Origin of the sequence: Thermoanaerobaculum aquaticum, from assembly GCF_000687145.1 — a bacterium.
GTDB lineage: Bacteria > Acidobacteriota > Thermoanaerobaculia > Thermoanaerobaculales > Thermoanaerobaculaceae > Thermoanaerobaculum > Thermoanaerobaculum aquaticum.
In genome coordinates this window covers 1,170-2,470 of the sequence record NZ_JMFG01000055.1, presented here as the reverse complement: position 1 = coordinate 2,470, position 1,301 = coordinate 1,170, and the positions used below count along the sequence as shown (strand labels likewise).

The window sequence follows — 1,301 nt, the reverse complement described above, 5'->3', positions numbered from 1 at the left end:
CCGTTCTTTGGCCACCCGCTGCAGCTCGCGCCGCAGCAGGGTGATTCGGCGCTTAATCACCCGCCGGTCAATTTCCAGCTGGGTTTCGCCCACGCCCCGGGTGCCAATGCCACCGGCTTGCCGGGAAAGGTGCTGCCACCGGCGGGTGAGGCGGGGCAGCAGGTACTCCAGCTGCGCCAGCTCCACCTGCAGCTTGGCTTCCCGGGTCCTGGCCCGCAAGGCAAAGATATCCAGGATCACTGCAGCGCGGTCCAACACCTTCACGCCNNCCTCCAGATGGTGCACCTGGGCGGGGGTGAGGTCGGCGTCGAAGGCCACCAAGCCGGCACCGCTTTCGCTCACCAAGTCCTTGAGCTCTGAAACCTTGCCGCGGCCCAAAAAGGTGGCGGGATCGGGAGCCCCGCGTTTTTGCACCAGCCGCGCCACCACGTCGGCCCCGGCGGTGTCCAAGAGCGCGCACAGCTCGTCCAGGTCGGCGTGCACTTCACCCACCGGCAGCCCTTCGGTGGCGACCCCCACCACCACTGCCTTTTCCCGCATCGCCATCGCTATCATGGTAGGGTGCGAGAGGCAAAAGCGTCAACCAACGGGAGCAGCGAAAACCATCAAACTTTGGCGCAATTCCTCCAAAGCAAGCCGCGGCTCTTGGACGGAGCCATGGGCTCCGAGCTGTTGCGCCGGGGTGTGGCCTCGGCCGCTACCCTGTGGGGGGTCGGGGCGCTCATTCACGACCCGCAGGCGGTGCTGCAGGTGCATCGCGATTACCTGGCGGCCGGCTGTGATGTGCTCACCGCCAACACCTTCCGGGTAGCACCCTATTCGCTGCGGAGGCTTCAGCGCTACCCCAACCCGCAGGAGCTGGCCAAAACCGCCGTGGAGCTGGCCCGGGAGGCAGCCCGATCCGCAGCTCGCAGGGTCGTGGTGCTGGCCTCCATGACCACCCTCGAGGACTGCTACCGCCCCGACCTGGTTCCCGATGACGCTACCCTGGCGGAGGAACACCGGCGCACCGCCGAGGTGCTCGCCGCTGCAGGACCCGACGGCTTGCTTTTGGAAACCTTCAACACCGTTCGCGAGGCGCGGGCCGCCTGCCAAGCTGCGCTAGCCACCGGTTTGCCGGTAATCGTGTGCTTCACCTGCCAAAGTGGAGGCCGGCTACTGTCGGGAGAAAACGCCGGCGAGGCTGCCCGGGCGGTGAGCATCCCCGGAGTCATTGCCGTGGGCGTCAACTGCACAAGGCTTTCCGACCTCATGCCCGCCTTAACGCAAATGGCATGCAGCACCGACTTGCCGCTGGTGGC

At 66.7% G+C, this 1,301-nt stretch carries 2 protein-coding genes and 1 pseudogene; 1 reads left to right on the top strand and 2 read right to left on the bottom strand.

Features of this window, described 5'->3' with window-relative positions; all coding sequences use genetic code 11:
- Positions 1-267, bottom strand: a pseudogene (locus EG19_RS14520) (GTPase HflX); the annotation flags it as partial.
- A gap of 2 nt (positions 268-269) precedes the next feature.
- Positions 270-540, bottom strand: a 271-nt coding sequence (locus tag EG19_RS14515; RefSeq protein ID WP_456119748.1) for an HflX-like GTP-binding protein, incomplete at its 3' end; no start/stop codon positions are given.
- Positions 541-657: 117 nt separating this feature from the next.
- Between EG19_RS14515 and EG19_RS11970 the strand changes: the two genes are divergently transcribed.
- Positions 658-1,301, top strand: a 644-nt coding sequence (locus tag EG19_RS11970; RefSeq protein WP_235208743.1) for a homocysteine S-methyltransferase family protein, incomplete at its 3' end; no start/stop codon positions are given.